The sequence below is a fragment of the Planktothrix sp. FACHB-1355 genome, assembly GCF_014748295.1.
In the GTDB taxonomy this organism is placed as follows: Bacteria; Cyanobacteriota; Cyanobacteriia; order Cyanobacteriales; family Aerosakkonemataceae; genus Aerosakkonema; species Aerosakkonema funiforme_A.
In genome coordinates this window covers 1-2,909 of the sequence record NZ_JACJUP010000929.1, presented here as the reverse complement: position 1 = coordinate 2,909, position 2,909 = coordinate 1, and the positions used below count along the sequence as shown (strand labels likewise).

Genomic DNA, 2,909 nt, shown 5'->3' with positions numbered 1-2,909 from the left:
TGATTGGCGAGATGCTGGAAAATGCGGGCTACGATACCACTTTCGCCACCAGCGGACAGCAAGCTTTGGAACGAGTGCAAACTGCCCAACCCGACCTAATTTTACTAGACTTAATGATGCCGGGAATGAACGGATTGCAAGTTTGCCAGAAGTTGAAAGCTGACCCCAAATTGTGCGAAATTCCGATTATTTTTCTCACAGCTAGCAACGAAAAAGAGGATTTGCTGCAAGCGTTTAAACTAGGCGCAGCAGACTATATTACCAAACCGTTTCAACCGGAAGAAGTCCTAGCCAGAATAGAAGTGCGACTCGCTAACCAAAGGCTGAAACAAGAATTAGAAGAGCGCAATCAACAACTGCAAACAGAAATTGAGGTTCGCATCGCTACGGAAGAAGCCCTCAAAAAAACAGTAGAAAGTTTGCATACCACCTCTCGACAATTAGCCGAAGCGCAAAGAATTGCCCATCTGGGCAGTTGGTCATGGGATATTTTTACTAATAAATTAACTTGGTCAGAAGAAACTTTCCGTATTTTTGGATTCGCTCCCGATCGATCCGAACCAAGCCATACCGAATTTAACGAGCTGATCTATCCAGACGATATAGAGCTATTTCAAACAACGACCGCTCGCGCGATCGCCGATGGGTTAGCTTACCAATTTGAGTTCCGCATTAAGCGAAGCGACGGTCAATTGCGCTACTTTGAGACAACCGGAGAGCCGATTTTTAATTCCGCTGGGCAAGTTATCCGACTTTTTGGCACTGTCTTGGATATCAGCGATCGCAAACAAGCAGAAATCGCATTACGCCAAAGCGAGCAAAAATTTCGTAAAGCTTTCGATCATACCGCTGTCGGAATGTGTTTGGTGTCACCGACAGGGAAATTTATGCAAGTTAATTCTTCACTTTGCCAAATGCTCGGCTACTCAAAGCAGGAATTACTGTCGTTCAACTTTGAGGAAATTACTTATCCAGATGACATCAATATAGATTGGAAATCGCAAGAAAATTTATTAAATGGAGAAATTATTTCCTATCATATAGAAAAACGTTATTTACACAAAAACAGAAGCATTGTTTGGGGGTTGCTCAGCGTTTCTCTTGTCCGCGACAATCGAGAACAACCGCTTTATTTTGTCACCCAAATTCAAGATATTACCCCTCTCAAAAATACAGCAGCAGAACTTTTACTGGCAAAAGAAGCGGCAGTTACAGCTTCCCAAGCTAAAAGCGTTTTTTTAGCTAATATGAGCCACGAGTTGCGAACACCCCTGAACGCTATTTTAGGATTTGCACAGCTGCTAAGTCGCGACAGCAATCTCAACGATCAACAAAAAGAAAATATCGCCATTATCGGTCGCAGTGGCGAACATCTACTCAATTTAATCAACGACATTTTAGATATCTCAAAAATTGAAGCCGGACACACCGATTTAAATGAAACAGAATTCGACCTTAAGGAAATGCTGTGGGAAATAGAAGAAATGTTTTTACTCAAAGCGGACTCTAAATGTTTAGAGTTAAAGTTTGATTTTGCTGCGGATGTTCCCCAGTTTATCAGAAGCGATCGCCTCAAGCTTCGTCAAGTATTAATTAACCTTCTCAGTAACGCGATCAAGTTCACAAATAAAGGCACTGTGACGATGCAGGTGAAAGTTGATAGTTCATCGCCATCAATAACGAATACATCTCGACTTGTGTTTGTAGTAGATGATACCGGAGTTGGCATTGCTCCCGAAGAAATCAATAGCATTTTCAATCCCTTTGTACAAACTCAAGCAGGAATTGTTTCCGGACAAGGGACGGGTTTGGGTTTAGCAATCAGCCGCAAATACGTCCAACTTTTAGGCGGTGACATCAAAGTAAACTCTCAAATTGGACAGGGAACAACTTTCCAATTTGACATTCAAGCCACCGCAATTGAAAAAACTTTCATTAAACCCCAACAAAACAATCGCCGCGTTATCGCCCTAGCCCCAAACCAACCTCGCTACCGCATTTTAGTAGTGGATGATAAAGAAAGCAACCGTCAATTGCTAGTGCAGTTACTCCTGGGTATGGATTTTGAAGTTAGACAAGCAATCAATGGTAAAGATGCAATTCAAGTTTGGGAAAACTTCCAACCTCACCTAATTTGGATGGATATGCGAATGCCGGTGATGGATGGATACGAAGCTACCAAAGAAATTAAAGCAAAAGCGCAGCAAAAATGGGCCTGTGAGGAGAGCGGGAGTGCGGGAAAGGGGGTAAGCAAAAGCGCAGCAGAAAATCTACATAATGCTTCCCCCACTTCCCAGCCACCAGCTACTAAAACCATAATTATTGCCCTCACCGCTAGTGTTTTTAAAGAACAAAAACCCATTATGCTCTCGGCGGGTTGCGATGATATTGTCTGCAAACCCATTCAAGAATCAGTCATTTTCGAGAAATTAGCCGAGCATTTAGGAGTAGAGTTTGTTTATGAAGAAGACCAAATATTGAGACAGGCTAATTCTTACCAATCCATCAATATCTCTGCTTTGAAAACACTACCTCATTCCTGGTTGGAACAATTAGAAGAAGCTTCTTTAACTCTAGAGGAAGAAACGATATATAACCTCATCGAGCAGATTGAATCTCAAGAAACTGCTTTAGCTCATGCGCTGCGAACTTACGCCGAAAACTTTGAATATCAAAAGATTGTCAGTGCGATCGCTGCTGCCAAGTCATCTAATTTTAGCCAACAAGAAGGTTCTAATTCTGGCTCCCAAATCAACAACCAACCCTCTCAACCAAAAATTTCCCGCGAATGGGTTGCCAATATGAAACAGGCTATCGATATTGCCGACCTAGACGCAATGAACGCTCTTGTTAATATACTGCGGAACGAAAATATTGTTATGGCTCAACTTATTCAATATTATCTCACT

The 2,909-nt window shown here is 42.1% G+C and carries 1 protein-coding gene; it reads left to right on the top strand.

Going from position 1 to position 2,909, the window contains the following annotated elements:
• Window positions 1-11: 11 nt before the first annotated feature.
• The coding region (locus tag H6S82_RS27110; protein ID WP_191057025.1) for a response regulator at window positions 12-2,909 on the top strand (2,898 nt) is incomplete at its 3' end.